Origin of the sequence: Burkholderia sp. 9779_493 (assembly GCF_015712215.1) — a bacterium.
In the GTDB taxonomy this organism is placed as follows: domain Bacteria; phylum Pseudomonadota; class Gammaproteobacteria; order Burkholderiales; family Burkholderiaceae; genus Burkholderia; species Burkholderia cenocepacia.
Window position 1 is genome coordinate 1 of the sequence record NZ_JACCQA010000113.1, and the last position, 452, is coordinate 452.

Annotated in this window: 1 pseudogene; it reads right to left on the reverse strand. The window is 52.0% G+C overall.

The annotated features are described in order from the left end of the window. Positions 1-152: 152 nt before the first annotated feature. Positions 153-452, reverse strand: a pseudogene (locus H0X95_RS35735) (ParB/RepB/Spo0J family partition protein); the annotation flags it as partial.

The window sequence follows — 452 nt, forward strand, 5'->3', positions numbered from 1 at the left end:
GGGTTTCCGGAGCCTAAATGTTGTTTAAAGGTTTAAAGTGTTTACGTAAACAAAGTAAACGCTGCGTCTCTTTCAGAGAGCGTCAAAAAAAGACAAAGACCCAGGTACACCTGGGCCTCGTCGTTGAAAAACCTGCATACAGCGTGCTGTTGCTAGCCCGCTGATGGCTCTACCAACTCTTGGTCAACCAGTGCCTTCAGCTTCTCAGCCAGCGCCTCTTGTTTATCAGCCGGAATTTCCTTCAGCTCCAAGCTAATTCGGCCGTCAGGAAATGTCTTAAGTTGGCCGCGCTGCACACCATCAGCTTTGAAATCGAAAAGCTGGTGGTAGCGAGTGCGACTTCGCTTCGCGGTAGCGCCCGGGCCTTGCAGGTTGCGCAAGATGAGCTCCAATTCGCGCACCGTTCTCTTGCCTTCGATAACTGCCGTCAGATGACGATCAGCGCCTTCCTC